Source organism: Paraburkholderia sp. SIMBA_030 (assembly GCF_046535245.1).
Taxonomy (GTDB): domain Bacteria; phylum Pseudomonadota; class Gammaproteobacteria; order Burkholderiales; family Burkholderiaceae; genus Paraburkholderia.
In genome coordinates this window covers 1-276 of the sequence record NZ_JAWRXB010000394.1, presented here as the reverse complement: position 1 = coordinate 276, position 276 = coordinate 1, and the positions used below count along the sequence as shown (strand labels likewise).

1 protein-coding gene is annotated in these 276 nt (G+C 64.1%); it reads right to left on the bottom strand.

All coding sequences use genetic code 11. The features are described 5' to 3' along the window. A partial coding sequence (locus SB772_RS40495; protein ID WP_410838583.1) for a hypothetical protein occupies positions 1 to 276 on the bottom strand: 276 nt, incomplete at both ends.

Here is a 276-nt window from a genome sequence, read left to right as displayed (position 1 = left end):
GAAGCTGAACGCCCCCAGCCCGTCCAAGTCGGCAATGCTGCCGGTTAGGGCCGTCAGCGTCTGCCCTTGGACTGGCGTAGTGTCACTGATCAGGACCGCACCGGTCGGTGCATCATTGGCGTTGGCCACCGGGTCGAGGATGTCGGAGGCAATGCTTTCTTGCACGCCGAAGTCATCCACGTAGCTGACCACCACCCGCATGTTCTGCCCCACCTGCGCCTGGGTCAGGACGAAGGTGCTGCCGATGGCGCCCGCGATGTTGACCCAACCGACACC